The following is a 15,764-nucleotide window of genomic DNA, read 5'->3' on the forward strand; positions in this document are numbered from 1 at the left end:
CAAGAACGGCGACACGAAGCCGTTATTTGTAGGCGCTGGCTTGCCAGCGAAGACGGCCGAAAGGGCGATGCAAGATTCAAGGAAGCCTTCGCCGGCAAGCCGGCTCCTACAAGGTCCGCGTCGCCACAAGAACGGCGACACGAAGCCGTTATTTGTAGGCGCTGCCTTGCCAGCGAAGACGGCCGCAAGGGCGACGCAACATTCAAAGACGCCATCGCCGGCAAGCCGGCTCCTACAAGGTGCTGCGTGTTTACGCAATTCACTGAATTTATCTTTCGAGGCACATTTTCATGCCCTCTATCGGCTTCGTTCGTCCTGCTTCTGGCCACGCTCTGGCATTGGTCTTCGTTTCTACCCTGTCGACAGCAACATTTGCCGCCGACACTCAACTGCAAACCGTCACGGTTCAGGCCAGCGCCAGTGATTCCGACGATGACGCCCTGCCCACCCGGCCGGAGTCTTCGATCTATGGAGGCATCGAAACCAAGGTGCTCGACACCCCGCGTTCGATCTCTCAGATCAATGCCGAACAGCTGGCCGACGACCCGATCCGCAGTGCCGACGACCTCGTCAAGTACGCGCCAGGCATTACTCGCGGTGGTGGCCAGAACGCCGGGATCGCGCCGCAGTTCCGCGCCCAGGGCTCTGAAGCGTTCCAGGACGGTCAGCGGGCTTACGGCGTGCGCCATCCAGCCAACTTCAACGCCTATGAAGGCGCCGACATTGTCGCCGGTCCGTCCTCGGTGACCTACGGTTCGGTGTCGGGCAGTGGCGGTTACGTCAATTACCTGAGCAAAAAGCCGAACTTCAATGAATTCAAGACCAGGCTCAGCGGCGAGGTGGGCAGTTGGGTGCCTGACGGTGAATCCCGCGACGCGACAAAATTCAGCGTCGACAACACCGGGCCGCTGAGTGACAACCTGGCTTATCGGATCAGCATCACCAAACAGCGTCAGGAAGACTTCTACGACAACGTCGACAACAACTTCGACGCGTTCTACGGCGCGCTGGCCTGGCGCAATGACAGCGTGCGCGTGGACTGGAATGCCAGTTACGACGACTACTACGACTACAACATCACCCACGGCTGGAACCGCGCCAACCAGGAACTGGTGGACAGCGGCAAGTATTACGCCGGACGGGCCACGCCGATCATCCAGAACGGCAACACGCTGTGGTCGCCGGTGCTGGCCTCCGGCGCGGCCGATGCGCCGACCCTGGGCTGGGTCAAACGCCAACGTAACGCCCAAGGGCAATACAGCGTAGTCGATGGCAGTTTCCAGTCCACCTCCCCCAACACCCGCAGCAACCCTGGCAGCCTGCGTGGCTGGGTCTACGACCCGTCGCTCGCCGGCAACGGCCTGACCTCCCTGTCCTCTCAAACCGGCCAGCGCGATGAGGATGAAAACACTTCGCGACGCTTCACCACGCAACTGCGAGTGGAGGCTGATCTGACGCCGACCATCACCCTGGCCAACAACACGTTTTACCAGCGCTCGCGGGACATGACCGACGCCGTTGGGTCTTTCCAGGTGCAGTCCAAGGACAACATTTTCGATAACCGCTTCGAGTTTCGCTCGCGCAACGAAACGCAGCTGGGCGGCCTGACCCTGCGTGATGACAGCAACACAGGGCTGATCTACCGCCGCGAGTTCAACCAGTCGATCGCCGCCAATAACAGTTTCGGCTCGACCATCAATGCCTATGACCTGACCCAGGACCCTTCGGGCAAGAACCCGGGGAGCCTTCTGGGGCTGACTGGCTCCAACCCGGCCGGCGGCAACGGTGCCTGGATCGGCCAGGCTGGCGTACCACAGTTTTCCAACCTCTACGGCTGGCTGAACCTGCCGCCGATGTACCCGGCCGGCCATGGCTTGTACGCTGAGTCCGTCGCGCCCTACACCGCTGAAAGTACCTGGACCACCCAGACATTGTTCACCCAGCACAACCTGCGATTGGGTGAGCGAGTCGGCCTGAACATCGGCGCGAGCCGCAGCTGGATCGATGCCGAAATCGATAACCCGTTCGTGCTCGCCGGTGGCAATCCGCGCAAGGACAGCGACAACTATCGACTGTTTGCCTTTCAGGTCAGCCCCTACATCAAGCCGACCGAAAACAGCACGCTGTACTACACCTTCGATCGCTCCCTGGCCGTCAACACCGGGTTCTTCTCCAATGGCCTTGGCTGGGGCAGCGGCGCGGGCGCGAACCTGCTCAATCCATTGGCGTTCGAAAGCCTGAGTGTCTTGCACGAAGTCGGCCTGAAAGTCGAAGCCGTGCCCAACGAATTGTTCATGAGCCTGGCAGCGTTCAAGCAGGAGCGGGATCAATCACCCGACAGCAACAACAACATCGCGCGACTGGTGATCAAAGGCGTGGAGTCGACCATTCGCTACCAGCCTGACGATCACCTGCGCACGGCGTTGAACCTTACGAAACTCACCGCCTACAACGAGTTCGCCTCCCAGGCCGGTTTTGCCTCGGCCGGCTTCATCCCCGACAACGGCACGGTGTTTGGTGACAACAATAGCCTTAACCAGCGACCGTCCGGGCGCTTCGACGCGGTACAGATTCCCGAATACACCGCCAGCGGCTATGTCGACTATCGCTTCGACTCAGGCTTTGGTGCCGAGCTGTCCGGGTGGTGGACCAGTAGCTGGTACCTGAACCTGAGCAAGACCGTGAAGGTCCCGGACGAGTACAACCTCGACCTCGCGGTTTACTACCGCCAGCCGCAGTGGAGCACCACCTTGCGCGTGCTCAACCTGACCAACGAACTGAATTTCGTCAGTGGCCTGGCCGGCTCCACCAACACCTTCCTGCAACCCATGCCCGGCCGCACGTTGCTGGCCCAGGTGGATTACCAGTTCTAAGCCAGCGGCCTGCCCGCTTACCGCAATCAGGAGTGTTCCCATGTCCATTGAATTCGTCGGCATGATTTTCCCCCGCCAGTGGTCCGAGACCCGAGGTGTTCGCAGCCCGGATTTCGATCTGGAGTTTATCCGCCATCACGCCCGGGCCCATGAACACGCAGGTTTTGATCGGGTGCTGATCGCCAGTGGACCGGGCAGCGCCGACAGTTTGCAGATCGCCGCCTACGCCGCCGCGCACACCGAACGCCTGGGGTTCATGATCGCCCACCGCCCGGCCCTCACCGCCCCGACCGTCGCCGCCCGGGCCTTTGCGACACTGGATCACACCACGGGCGGCGGACGAATTCGCCTGCATGCCATTACCGGCATCACCGCCGAACCCCAGGAAGGCGACTTCCTGCTGGACAAGACTGAGCGCTACAAACGTACCGATGAGTACCTGGAAATCGTCCGGCGCACCTGGACCGCGGAAGAACCATTCGACTTCGAAGGGCAGTACTTCAACATCAAGGGTGCCTTCTCGCCGGTCAAGCCGTTGCAGCAGCCGCACATTCCGATTTCCTTCGGCGGGTCTTCGGATATCGCCTATCAGATCGCGGTCAAGCACGCGGACCTGTATGCCTTGTGGGGTGAGCCCTTGAGCGGTGTCGCCGAGCAGATCGGCAAACTGCGCGCGGCCGCCAGCGCGGCGGGTGTGGAGGCGCCGAGGGTCAGCCTGTCCGTGCGCTTGATCCTTGGCGCCACCGAGGAACTGGCGTGGCAACGGGCGCAACAGATCCTTGAGCAGATCAAGGCCAACCCACAGTTTGCCGCCGGCAGCCCCTGGCAAAAACGCATCAAGGGCACCGGCTCCGAACGTTTGCTTGCCGCCGCCGCGGCGGGTGACCGTCATGACCGTGCGCTATGGATGCCCACCGCCACCGCCGTCGGTGCCTACGGCGACACCACCGCCCTGGTCGGCACCCCGGAAACCGTGGCTCAGGCCTTGCTCGACTACGTCGACCTGGGAGTGACCACCTTTCTCAACCGTGGCTACGATCCGCTGTACGACACGGTGGATTACGGACGCTGGATCATTCCGGCGGTGCGCGAAGAGGCACGCCGTCGAAAGGCGCGTGTGGCGTAAGTACGATGCAATATTGACCAACGCCATCGCCAGCAAGCCGGCTCCTACGGGTTCGGGTGTGCCAACATAATATCGGCACACCCACGATCTGTAGGAGCCGGCTTGCTGGCGATGGCGTCACAACGGCTACCACCTACAGCCATTTGGCATCCCACAAAGAATAATCGTGCACGCGTCTCACCAAGCCCGCACGTAACGGATTGGCAACGATGTATCGGGCCACAGCCTGTAAATCCTCTTCCCGTCGAATTGCACGGTCATGAAAACCTCTCTGCCATAGCGGTCCCCTACGGTTCAAAAACGCATTTACCACCTGGGCGCTGCGGGATTTGGTGGCGAGCATCAACGCCGGTAACGTGCTGTTCTTCAGTTCGACCAGCCAATGGAAATGGTCGGGCATTACCACCCAAGCGAGTGAGTCGGCCCATTCTTCTGTCTGGGCCTGGCGAAATTGATCCACCACCAGGCGCCCCACACGCCAATCGGCAAATAGCGGATCACGGTGATGAGTGACGGCAGTGAGCAAATAGATTTGTCCGAATTGGGAGTAGCGCCCGGCGCGAAGCCGTTTGGCATGGGGAAGATCTGGCATTCCATTGCCCTCCTGTGTTCGAGACCGAAATACAAGGCTAGTGCGCGAGAATCAAGAACGTCGTCAAAGTCTGGTTCTGGATGTGACAGTACGACCGCCATCGCCAGCAAGCCGGCTCCTACAGATTTGTGTCGTATCAGATTTCCGCGTGCCAATCCACCTTGTGTCGCATCACATTTCGACGTGCAAACGCCACCTTGTAGGAGCCGGCTTGCTGGCGATGGAGGCATGACGTTCACCGCCGAATCGCTGACAAACCGGCACCTACAAAACGCCGCCCGCCAACGTCGGCGAATTCTCCAGCAATGTGCGTGTATACGCCGCTTGCGGTTGATCCAGCACCTCATCCACCCGCCCCTGTTCCACCACACGACCGGATTTCAATACCAACACCCGGTCGGCGATGGCGCGGACCACGCCCAGGTCATGGGTAACGAACAGCAGCGTCAGTCCTTCCCCTTGCAATTGCCGCAACAGCGCCAGGATCGACGCCTGTACCGATACATCCAGGGCCGAGGTGATTTCGTCGCAGATCAACAGCCGTGGCTCGCAGACCAACGCCCGGGCAATCGCTACGCGCTGGCGCTCACCACCAGACAAGCTGTGGGGATACAGATCCGCCACCGAGGCCGGCAGCGAAACCCGCTTGAGCACCGCCTCCACTCGCTCCCGTGCGGCAGCGCCCTTGATCCCGAAGAAATGCTCCAGAGGCGCACTCAGTGTCTGCAAAACACTTTGTCGGGGGTTCAACGCCCGGTATGGATTCTGGAAGATGTACTGGATCTGATGCCGTTGCGCCCCGTCACGCTGGCGCGCCGACAGGCTCAACAAACCGCCCGCGTAAAGCAGTTCGCCCTCGGCGTTTTCCCCCAACCCGGCAACGGCGCGCGCCAGGCTGGTCTTGCCCGAACCCGACTCGCCCACCAGCGCGAGGCACTCCCCGGCAGCCACGTGCAGGGAAACATCGAACAGTACCTGGCGGTCGTAGGCCACGTTCAGGTCCTTGATCTGCAACAGTGGCGTGCGCTCCACCGAGTCGGTGACTGGCGCAACGGAAGCCTGGGCAATCCGCTGCAAGGGTTGCAGATGCGGGGCCAGGCAGGCCACCCGCTGCTGAGACGACAGGGCCTGCAATTGCGGCTCGAGCACCGAGCACGCCGCCACGCGACGGAGGCACCGAGGCGCGAAGGCACACCCTTGTGGTCGCTGCCCCGGTGCCGGCGCATGCCCCGCAATCGCCGGCAAATCCCGGCGTTGCGCCACATCGGGAATCGCCGCCAGCAAACCTCGGGTATAGGGATGAGCCGGCTGATGGAACAGCATTTCGCGCTGTGCAACCTCGACGATACGCCCGGCATACATCACCATCACCCGGTCCACCAGGTCCTTGATCACCGCCAGGTCATGGGACACATACACCGCAGCGATACCCAGGCTTTTGCACAACCGGCGCAGGGTGGCAAGGATGTGGGCCTGGGTGGTGACGTCCAGTGCTGTCGTCGGCTCATCGAGGACGATCAATGCCGGACGCAAGACAAAGGCCAGTGCCAACATCACCCGTTGCTGCTGTCCGCCGGACAGTTGATGGGGAAAGCGTCGCAGGAACTGCGCATCATCGGGCAGACCGACATCACGCAAGGTCTCGAGGATGCGCTGCTGTTGAGCGGCACGGTCCAGTCCAATCTGATGGGCACCCAGGGTTTCGCGCAGCAAACTGCCGATTCGCAGTGCCGGATTCAGGGCGGTCGCCGGGTCCTGGGCGACGTAACCGATCAGGCTGCCCCGGGCCCGGCGCAGGTCTTCGCCCTCCAGTGTCAGCAGCGATTGACCGGACACTTCGACGTCCCCGCCGACGATCCGCGCGCCCCTTCGGGCATGGGCCAGCAAGGCAGTGGCCAGGGTGGTCTTGCCCGACCCGGATTCCCCGACCAGCCCGAGAATTTCTCCGGCCTCAAGGCTGAAGGTCACGCCGGACAGCACGTCGATCTGTTCCGACAACTCGACCCGCAAGTCCCGAACCTGCAACACGTGCGTCTTCACCACAGGGGAGCGTGACTCGATTCCGGCAATGGCGTTCATGGCTGTTTTTCTCCGATCCGTGAGCTGCTGCGGCCAATGCCTTCGGCCAGAATGTTGGTGCCATAGGCGATGATGCCAATCAGGATGGCCGGTGCCAACACCGCCCAGGGCTGAACCAGCAACCCCGCCTGGTTCTCGTTGATCATCAGCCCCCAATCAGCGGTCGGCGGTGCCACGCCGTAACCGAGAAAACTCAGCCCCGAGAGCATGCCCACGCCCCAGGTCAGCATGTTGCCGAAGTGCACCAGCAGCGGCGTGAGGATATTGGGCAGGATCTCCTTGAACAGAATCCGCCGCCTGGAATACCCCATCATCTGCGCGGCCTCGACGAACTCCTGCCCCGCCACCGCCACCGCGCTGCCACGGGCCAGGCGAATGACGCCGGGGGTGAATGCAATGGCCACGGTCAGCACGATCAGCCAGGGCGCGCGACCCAGCATGGAGACGATCAACAACACCAGGATCAGGTCGGGAAACGCCAGTGACACATCTGCCAGCCAGGTAATCAGTTGATCCAGCCGACGCCGGGAGAACCCCGCCAACAGGCCCAGGGTGCTACCCGCCAGCAGCGCAATCGAGGCGGCCGCCAATGACATCCACAGCACCGACACGCCGCCGCTGAGCAAGCGCGACAACACGTCGTGTCCGAGAAAGTCATAACCCAGCAAAGCCGCCCCCACGGGAGCGCCATACACCGAGCCGACCATCTCCGTCGGGCTGTGGGGCGCCAGCCATGGGCCCAGTAACGCAAGCAGGACCACCAGCGAAGTGATCAGCGCGCCCTTGCGGGTTTGCGGTTCCTCCAGCCACCTGTGCCAACGAAGGCTTCGCGAATCAGTCATGCATAACCTCTCAAGGTGCCTTGGATGGGGAGCGTCGCCACCAGGGCTGGATACCCCGGCGGTTGCGTCGAATCATGGTGACCCGGCGGGCGGTGCGCAGTTTCGGCGTCAGCAGCACTGTCAGCAGGTCGGCGAACAGATTGATCAGCACCACACCCAGCGTGATCAACAGCACGATGGCCTGGACCATCGGCAAATCACGCATCTGGATCGCCGAGTTCAGCGAGGTGCCGATGCCCGGGTAACTGAAGATCACCTCCGCGAGCAGCGCCCCGCCGATCAGGGTGCGCAGGGTCAGGGCCACACCCTGGATCGCGGGTATGAGTGCATTGGGCAATGTGTGGCGCCAGACGATTCGCCATTCGGGAATGCCCCGCAACCTGGCGGCGATGACGTAATCGGACTCCAGCGCTTCGATCATCGACGCCCGCACCATGCGGGTCAGGTACGGCAGCGCCGACAGACTCAGGGCGAGCACCGGCAACACCAGAAACTGCAACTGGCGCAGCAGGGACTTGTCCGGATCAAGGATCGACACCGCTGGCAGCACGTCCATGTGGGGCATGGAAAACAGCAAGACCAGGCCAATGGCCAACAGAAACCCCGGGGTGGCCTTGAGAAAAATCAACAACGACAGGCTCCAGCGATCAAGGCGACTGTCACGCCGCAAGGCCAGCGACACGCCGAGCAGCAACGCCGCTGGCACCACCACGGCAATCACCCCTGCCAACAGCGCCAGCGTATAGCCAAAACGGCCGAACAGAATGCTGCCAACCGGTGCGTTGGAGTCGAGCGACACACCCAACTCGCCACTCAGCGCGTGCCCGAGCCAGCGCAGGTATTGCTCCAGGATCGGCCGGTCCAGACCCAACTGCCGTTGCAGGGTAAGGATGCTTTCCAGCGGCGCATCGGGCCCCAGGATCACCCTTGCAGGGTCCGAGGGCAGTGCCTGGGTCGCAATGAACACCACCAGGCTGATCACCCACGCCGTCAGCAGGCCATAGCCCAACCGCCCGATGAACCACGACAGCCAGGCCGGAGTGCGTGGGGGTTTGCAGGACGGCTCAGACATGGTTCACCCACATTTCATCGAAACGCCAGGAGGCGAACGTCGTCTGTTCAGGCGCCAGGCCACCGACCCGTACCGACGCTGCGTCCAGCACATCATTGAAGCCCCAGATCAGCAGGCCACCACGGTCGTGCTGAATGCTTTGCGCTTCATGCACCAGCACTTTGCGCCGTTCCAGATCAGGTTGCGCCAGCGCCTGTTGGTACAACGAAGTGAAACGCTCATCGTGGAAGTTGCTGCGGTTGTAGATGGCCTGCGGTGCGTCGTTGTGCAGCGCCGAAGCCAGGAACCCCCGAGCCGGCGTGGAGCCTGGCGATAACAGCCAGTTTTCCCGTTGCGGGCCGTTGAACACCGACCCATCGACCTGAGTGACCTTGATCTCGACCCCGGCCTTCTTCGCCTGTTGGGCGAACACCAACGCCGCATTGACGCCAGGTCCCGGCGTGGTGGTCAGCTCCACCCGCAAATCGTTCTGCCCAGCCTGGCGCAACAGCGACCGCGCCTGCTCCAGGTCGTAGGGACGCTGGGCAATGCTGTGGTTGTACGTCGGGTCATGGGGCGAATACAGGTCATTGGCGATCCGCCCGAAACCATTGAGCCCACGCTCGACCAGCTCTTGACGATCGGCCAGCAGACGAAACGCCTGGCGCACCCGCTGATCCTGGAACGGTGCCTTGGCCAGGTTGAGGTTGAATCCGGTAAACGAAGTGCTTGGCGATGCGTACAAGTTGAGTCGCGAGTCAGCCTTGAGCAGCGCGCTGTGCTCAGCCTGCACGCCGCTGGCGACATCGATTTGCCCGGCGCGCAGGGCCGCAGCGCGGGACACCTGATCCTTGAACTCGATGATTTCCAGCTCATCGGCATAGGGTTGACCGGGTTTGTAGTAGTTTTCGAAACGCTGGTAGAGCGAGCGCTGTCCGGGGATGAAACTTTTCAGTTTGTACGGCCCGGCGCCAACCGGATTGGTGACCGGGTCGTAATCGGTCGGCACGATGCCGCCGAAACTGATCAGGGTCTCATCCAGCGGATAGAAGCTTTGGCCCTCCTTGAAGCGAATCTCAATGGTGCGCTCGTCCAGTTTGCGCAAGGCATTGCGATCGATCGCCCCCACCAGCCCGGCGAATGGCGACGCCAGTTTCGGGTCCGTCAGGCGCAGGATCGAGAACAGCATGTCGTCGGCGCCGATGCTCTTGCCGTGGTGAAACTCCAGCCCCGGCTTGATGCGAATGGTCCAGGCGCTGGCATCGGCATTGGGTTCGGCAAACTCCGCCAAGGCCAGGCGCGTGCTGACGTCGGTGTTCCATTCCCAGAACTTGCTGTACAGCGCCCAGCCGCGAATGATCCCGCCGCCTACCGGTTTGTGCGCATCGAGGTTGCCCGATTGATCGCCGTCGATAATGCCGACCCGCAAGCGCCCGCCATGCACCGGGGAGCTGGACAAGGCCGCTGCGCCACTGACTGCTTCGCCACTGTCGCAACCGCTGAGCAGGCTGCCGCCCAGTATCAGGCCACCGCCGACCGCCAGGCCGTTGCCGAGAAACCTGCGACGGGAAAATCCTTCACTCATGACCGACTCCTCAGGCCCGTTCGACCACGTTGGTGCGTTGCGGCGCTGGCGTGTCGGCGCGCAGGCGCGGCACGTCGAAACCGTGATCGAGGTCGAGCAACGGGAACAGCAGGTCCGCGACCCGGTGCGCTTCATCGATCAGCGGAAAACCCGAGAGAATGAACGCTGACGTGCCTTGTGCTTCGTACTCGCGAATCCGCTCGGCAACCTGCTCGGCGCTGCCCACCAGATAAGTGCCAGCGGCTGGACCGAGGATGTTGAAGCCGAACAGGCTCGGACCGAGCCAGACGTTGGGGTAGATCTCCAGGTCGCGAGCCTTGGGCAGGCGACCTGCACGGACGGCGTCGACGTTGCGCTGGATTTGCGGGTCGTCGCTGTGGAAGCTGTCCAGGGTTTCGCCAGGGGGCAGTTGCCGTTCGATGGCCGTGCGCGCGGTTTGCAGTGAGGTGCGCTGCAAGAGTTTTTCGGCGTGGGCCCAGGCCTCCTCTTCGGTCTCACGGACGATGATTTGCAGGCGCGTGCCGAAGGTCAGCTCGCGGCCGATCTTCGCAGCCTCTGCCGCCACTTTGCGGAATTTCTCGCCGAGTTTCGGCGGGGTATTGGCGAAACTCAGGTAAACGTCGAGCAACTGCACCGAATGGGCAACGCCGGGCCCCGAGGTGCCGGCGCCCCACAATGGAATGCCGGGTTTCTGTTTCGGCGGATGCCAGCCGCCCAAGGGATGACTGGCAGCAGCCGGTGAACGCGGGGCGAGCTTGACGTATCGACCGTCATGCCCCGACGTGTCGCCGGCGTAGAAGTTCTGAAAGGCGCGCCAGTATTCGAGACTGAAGTCATAACGCTCATCGTGGGGGTAATGCACGCCAAGCGTGGCCAGGCCGGCGTCGTTGCCGTTGACCACATTGAACAACAGGCGTCCGTTGGAGAATTGATCGAAGGTCAGCGCCCACTTGGCCAGCACCGCCGGCGACAATTCGCCGGGATGTTGCGCCACCAGAAAACGCAAACGCTGGGTGGCATCGATCAACGCGGCTGAGACAGCCAGGCTTTCATTGGGGCTGGAGCCCAGCAACGAACCGTAATACCCCAGGCGATCACTGGCCACGGCCAGTTGCTTCAAATGCTCGAAATCGGTTTTCCAGCGCCCTTCGGACTCCCACGGATAGGGCCCGTCGGGGGTGGTGAGGTACCAGAGGATTTTTACAGCCATGGTGGAACTCCTTGAGTTGTGTATCGACCTTCCAACCGCCATCGCCCTCGTAGGAGCCGGCTTGCCGGCGATGGGGCCTTCGGCCTTGCGCCGACCTCACGATCGCCATCGCTGGCAAGCCAGCTCCTACAATTCAATGTTGCGAATACGCCCTCGTAGGAGCCGGCTTGCTGGCGATGGGGCCTTCGGCCTTGCGCCGACCTCACGATCGCCATCGCTGGCAAGCCAGCGCCTACAATTCAATGTTGCGAATACGCCCTCGTAGGAGCCGGCTTGCTGGCGATGGGGCCCTCGGACCTTGCGCCGACCTCACGACCGCCATCGCTGGCAAGCCAGCGCCTACAGTTCAATGTTGCGAATACGCCCTCGTAGGAGCCGGCTTGCCGGCGATGGGGCCTTCGGACCTTGCGCCAACCTCGAGATCGCCATCGCTGGCAAGCCAGCGCCTACAGTTCAATGTTGCGAATACGCCCTCGTAGGAGCCGGCTTGCTGGCGATGGGGCCATCGGACCTTGCGGCAACCTCGCGACCGCCATCGCTGGCAAGCCAGCTCCTACAACTCAATGTTGCGAATACGCCCTCGTAGGAGCCGGCTTGCTGGCGATGGGGCCCTCGGACCTTGCGCCGACCTCACGACCGCCATCGCTGGCAAGCCAGCTCCTACAATTCAATGTTGCGAATACGCCCTCGTAGGAGCCGGCTTGCTGGCGATGGGGCCATCGGACCTTGCGCCAACCTCGCGACCGCCATCGCTGGCAAGCCAGCTCCTACAGAAGGTGTGGTGGCCGGGAGGTCGGTGGATCAGCTGCGGCGGTCGATGGCAGGTACCAGGCCCAGTTCGGTGGCTTTGTCGTACAGGCCGCTCATTTTCCACTGCTGGGTCAGAACGCCCGGACCATAGGGGCGGGAGCCGCCCAGGGCATCGGCGAGCAATTGCAGTTGCGCGCCCTCTTCCAGCAACAGGATGAATTCAGCAGTGGCGCGCAAACCTTGCTTGCCCCACACGGTGGAACCGCCATTGGCTTCCAGGATCGCCAGGTTGAAGGGGCTTTCGGCAATCTTGTCGAGAATGAAATCGACTTCCGGCTGACGTCGGTCGATGTACACCGGCAGTTCCCGCGCCAGTTGATATCGCTGCACCGGCACGTAGTGGAACGGCAGCGTGCGATGGGTTTGCGCCCAGGCACCCAGGTACGGCGAATGCACGTGGGACACGGTGGTGATGTCCGGGTGCTGCTGGAACAGTTTGGTGTAGCGACCCAAACCGCCCTTGCCTTTGCCGTAGATCACTTTGCCTGCAAAGTCGGTGACTGTAGCCTGCAGTGGTTTGCGGTAATTCCACGGCCCGCCATAGTTGACCGACACCAGCAACTCCTGGCCCGGCACACGCTCGATGAAACCGACGGTGCCATTAGCCGTGATGGTGTTGGTTTCACGAAACACGGTGAAGGCTTCTTCAGCCTCGATCAGCACCTTGTCGATAAAGCTCTTCAGTTCTTCGCTGATCAGTTGTTCGTTGATTGGTTTTTCGTAGACGAGAGTGGTCATGGCAGATCTCCGGATTCAGGCGCGGCGCTTGGCCAACAGTTCATGGGCGGCTTGCAATGGGCGCGGATCGACCCAGTCGGCGATGGAAAAATCGCGTTCCAGGAAGCCGTGCAGATAGAGAAAGTCTTTCTGGGTATCGAGAAATTCCAGTCGCTGTGAGGACAGATCCGGCGCCAGCGTGGTGTGGAATTCGCCGCGATAGGCCTCGGCGACCCCGGCGCTGCCGGCGCGGGTTTCTTCCTCGAGAATGGCGTTCAGTGCCTCCCGATTGTTGGCGGCCCAATCAGCGGCGCTGAGGGTTTGGGCGAGAAACCGCACCACCAGGTCGAAATGGTTGTCGAGCAGGCTCTGGTGGACGGTAATCGGACGCGGTGTGCCGTTGTTGATGCGATACCGCGGCTCGGCGATCAGGTCCAGGTCGATGCCCACCACCAGCCCGAGACGCCGTGCGGCATCGGCGGCGGAAGCACCTTTGACGTAGACCGCGTCCACCTCACCGCGCACCAGGTAATCGAGGCCCGACCACAATCGTTGCAAGCCCTCTTGCGGGCTCGCCGCGCGTTCTTGATCCTGCAACGCGACTTCCACCAGTTCGACATCGTCGAACCCCAGTCCGGCCAGGCTCAGCGCGCCCTTGTAACCGTGCAGGCTCATGGCCCGGGCGATGCTCCCCGGGCGGGTTTCACCCCAGGCTGGCAGCGCCAGGCGCTTGCCCTTGAGGTCTTGCGGATGACGAATGCCGGAGTCGGGGCGAACCAGGATGGTCTGCCATTCTTCGATCCAGGTCAGGCCGATCAGGCGACTCGGCGCACCGGCCGCCCGCGCGGCCAATGCCGGGACGTTTCCGCCTTCGCGAAACAGCCCTGGCAGTTCGTGATCGTAGTGGTGATGACCCAGTTGACGGGCCTCCTGCAAGGTCGAAACCGGCAGGCCGTCGGCAGCGAACTCTTCACTGAGCCAGCCGAGTTTGTAGGCGATTCCGGAAGCCGTCGGCACCGGGCAACGGGTGAACCAGATCTGCTCGAGTTCAGCTGTGGTATCGGGTCGGGTGTGTTTGGCAGCAAGCGTCATGGGCAGCTCCATCTGGGTTGGCAAGTGACTGTTGCCGGAGCTATTGCAGCGCCCGTGCCAAGAAACGAAAGCCGCCGTTTATGGGGCTTTGCGCCTGTACCCGGATGCCCGACTGCCTTCAATTGCTGGCCTGCCAGCAGCATTGCGCGGCGACTGCTGCTGATCGAGCAGAGGACTGCTTCCACAGCAGCACCCGTGCCTCTCGCAGACTGATAAACCCTGCGTCAACAGCCTCCAAAGCCCTTGGCGCAGAACTTGCTCAGCCCCTCACAACGCCCGGAAAACTCCCCCCTGTAGGAGCCGGCTTGCTGGCGATGGCGTCGACGGGATCAGCGCAAGGCTCGAAGGCCAATCGCCAGCAAGCCGGCTCCTACAGGGGATAGGTGTGATTTTCGTGGCCATCAGCCGATCAATTATCAGAGGTGCATCAATGAGCAAGGTCGAACACAACCCCGCCGGGCAACTGATCCAGGAGCAGGCTCCAATCCGCTTGCTTCAGAGCGAAGCTCAAGCCATCGCCGTGGCGAAGGACATCGCCAGGGAGATCGCCGAAATCGCCGCCGATGCCAGTCAGAACGGCCAACTGCCCCGGCGTCAGGCGCAGCTGCTGTCCGAAAGCGGACTGACCGCCATTGGCGTTCCCAAGGCATTTGGCGGGCTGGGTGCCTCGGTGGAAACCATCGTCGAAACCGTGCGCATCATTTCCGTAGCCGATGGCGGCGTCGGTCAATTGCTGCAAATCCACAACGTCATGCTGCGCGGGATTTTCACCGGCTACTCCGACGACATCCGCGACCGGTTGATCCGCGATGTGCTGGCCGGCAAGCGTTTCGGCAACGCCTTGGCTGAAGTGGGCGGCAAGAACAAGTTTGCGCTCAAGACCCGGGTCGAACGGCGTGCCGACGGCAAGTTGATCCTCAACGGCAGCAAGTTCTACTCCACCGGTTCTTACCTCGCCGAGTGGATTTCCCTGACCGCCGCCAGCGATGACGGCGGCGCCGGCGTATTGCTCAATCGCAACGCGCCGGGCTTGACCCTGGTGGATGACTGGGAAGCCTTCGGCCAGAAAAACTCGGTCAGCGGCACGGTGATCTTCGACAACATCGAGCTCGACGAAGGCTTCGTCTCCCTGCGCAAGGGACCGATGAAGCGCACCGGCCTGACCTTCCCGCAGATTCTTCATGCCGCCATCGACACCGGCATTGCCGAAGGCGCGTTGTCGGCAGCGGTGGACTACCTCAATCACAACGCCCGCCCCTGGGTGGAAAGCGGTGTCGACCAGGCCAATCAGGAGCCGCACATCATCAAGCAGATCGGCGAATACGCCGTGGCCTTGCGTGGGGCGCAATCACTGCTGCGTGATGCAGCGCGAGTGTTCGACCAACACGAGCTCGACCCGGACAACAAAGCGTTGCAGGACGAGCTGATTCTCTCGGTGGCCACCGCCCGCGCCCACTCCGACGCGGCCTCGCTGAAAATCTCCAGTGACATCTTCTCCCTGCTCGGTGCCAGCTCATCGCTGACCAAGTGGAACCTCGACCGCTTCTGGCGCAACGCCCGGGTCCATACCACTCACGACCCGATCCGCTGGCGCCTGCATCACGTCGGCAACTATTACCTCAATGGTGTCGATCCGGGCGAATACACCGCGATCCTCAATGCCAAGGAAAAACAGGGGGCCACCAGCCCGGCATAGATCTGACGGCCCCCATCGCCGGCAAGCCGGCTCCTACAGGGCGTATTCACAACACTGACCTGTAGGAGCTGGCTTGCCAGCGATGGCGTCG

At 62.2% G+C, this 15,764-nt stretch carries 11 protein-coding genes; 3 read left to right on the forward strand and 8 right to left on the reverse strand.

Annotated features, from left to right (window positions below):
• Nucleotides 1–290: 290 nt before the first annotated feature.
• Both J1D76_RS25420 and J1D76_RS25425 read left to right on the forward strand, forming a co-directional pair.
• Complete coding sequence (locus tag J1D76_RS25420; protein ID WP_421141130.1) at nucleotides 291–2,873, forward strand: TonB-dependent receptor plug domain-containing protein; 2,583 nt, start codon at nucleotides 291–293, stop codon at nucleotides 2,871–2,873.
• A 40-nt stretch (nucleotides 2,874–2,913) separates the two neighbouring features.
• Nucleotides 2,914–3,999, forward strand: coding sequence for an LLM class flavin-dependent oxidoreductase (locus tag J1D76_RS25425; RefSeq protein WP_421141131.1), 1,086 nt, complete (start codon nucleotides 2,914–2,916; stop codon nucleotides 3,997–3,999).
• A 133-nt stretch (nucleotides 4,000–4,132) separates the two neighbouring features.
• On the opposite strand, the gene J1D76_RS25430 is transcribed toward J1D76_RS25425, so the two are convergent.
• The 8 genes from J1D76_RS25430 to J1D76_RS25465 all read right to left on the reverse strand — a co-directional run bounded on the left by J1D76_RS25430 (nucleotide 4,133) and on the right by J1D76_RS25465 (nucleotide 13,977).
• Nucleotides 4,133–4,591 (reverse strand): REP-associated tyrosine transposase, encoded by a 459-nt coding sequence (locus J1D76_RS25430; RefSeq protein WP_421141132.1) that lies wholly within the window; start codon nucleotides 4,589–4,591, stop codon nucleotides 4,133–4,135.
• A gap of 264 nt (nucleotides 4,592–4,855) precedes the next feature.
• Nucleotides 4,856–6,670 (reverse strand): dipeptide ABC transporter ATP-binding protein, encoded by a 1,815-nt coding sequence (locus tag J1D76_RS25435; RefSeq protein ID WP_421141133.1) that lies wholly within the window; start codon nucleotides 6,668–6,670, stop codon nucleotides 4,856–4,858.
• Nucleotides 6,667–7,512 carry an ABC transporter permease gene (locus J1D76_RS25440; protein ID WP_421141134.1) on the reverse strand — a complete coding sequence of 282 codons (846 nt, stop codon included), beginning with the start codon at nucleotides 7,510–7,512 and terminating at the stop codon, nucleotides 6,667–6,669. The genes J1D76_RS25435 and J1D76_RS25440 overlap by 4 nt, the downstream gene beginning before the upstream one ends.
• A 10-nt stretch (nucleotides 7,513–7,522) precedes the next feature.
• Complete coding sequence (locus J1D76_RS25445; RefSeq protein ID WP_421141135.1) at nucleotides 7,523–8,584, reverse strand: ABC transporter permease; 1,062 nt, start codon at nucleotides 8,582–8,584, stop codon at nucleotides 7,523–7,525.
• Nucleotides 8,577–10,148, reverse strand: a complete 1,572-nt coding sequence (locus J1D76_RS25450) for an ABC transporter substrate-binding protein (protein ID WP_421141136.1) — start codon at nucleotides 10,146–10,148, stop codon at nucleotides 8,577–8,579. The genes J1D76_RS25445 and J1D76_RS25450 overlap by 8 nt, the downstream gene beginning before the upstream one ends.
• A 10-nt stretch (nucleotides 10,149–10,158) precedes the next feature.
• A complete protein-coding gene (locus J1D76_RS25455; RefSeq protein ID WP_421141137.1) occupies nucleotides 10,159–11,358 on the reverse strand; it encodes an LLM class flavin-dependent oxidoreductase in 1,200 nt (399 codons plus the stop codon).
• An 801-nt stretch (nucleotides 11,359–12,159) separates the two neighbouring features.
• Complete coding sequence (locus J1D76_RS25460; protein ID WP_421141138.1) at nucleotides 12,160–12,906, reverse strand: class II aldolase/adducin family protein; 747 nt, start codon at nucleotides 12,904–12,906, stop codon at nucleotides 12,160–12,162.
• Nucleotides 12,907–12,921: 15 nt separating this feature from the next.
• Nucleotides 12,922–13,977, reverse strand: a complete 1,056-nt coding sequence (locus J1D76_RS25465) for an ABC transporter substrate-binding protein (RefSeq protein WP_421141139.1) — start codon at nucleotides 13,975–13,977, stop codon at nucleotides 12,922–12,924.
• A gap of 430 nt (nucleotides 13,978–14,407) precedes the next feature.
• Between J1D76_RS25465 and J1D76_RS25470 the strand changes: the two genes are divergently transcribed.
• Nucleotides 14,408–15,673 (forward strand): acyl-CoA dehydrogenase family protein, encoded by a 1,266-nt coding sequence (locus J1D76_RS25470; RefSeq protein ID WP_421141140.1) that lies wholly within the window; start codon nucleotides 14,408–14,410, stop codon nucleotides 15,671–15,673.
• The last annotated feature ends 91 nt before the right edge of the window (nucleotides 15,674–15,764 follow it).

The organism is Pseudomonas sp. NFX15, from assembly GCF_049132105.1.
GTDB lineage: Bacteria > Pseudomonadota > Gammaproteobacteria > Pseudomonadales > Pseudomonadaceae > Aquipseudomonas.